The following is a 227-nucleotide window of genomic DNA, read 5'->3' on the forward strand; positions in this document are numbered from 1 at the left end:
AGACTGTCGTGCAGGTCGGCGCCGGAGATACCCGGCGACAGAGGCAGCCCGTTCCGGCCCGTAATCAGGTGGATCTTCGATCCGTTCCTGCCGCGGTCGGTCGGATTCGGTCCGGTCGGTGGCCCCCTTTTTTTACAGCCCTGAGGCTGACGGAGTCGATGGCGCACCGCGACCGGTCCAGCTCGCCGCGGGCGCCGGGCTCGTCCAGGAGGACGCGGTGCAGCCGG

Annotated in this window: 1 pseudogene; it reads right to left on the reverse strand. The window is 69.6% G+C overall.

From position 1 onward, the window contains the following. Positions 1-227 (reverse strand): annotated as a pseudogene (locus tag OP79_RS55090) (IS5/IS1182 family transposase); the annotation flags it as partial.

It is taken from the genome of Streptomyces yerevanensis (assembly GCF_000716805.1).
GTDB lineage: Bacteria > Actinomycetota > Actinomycetes > Streptomycetales > Streptomycetaceae > Streptomyces > Streptomyces flaveus.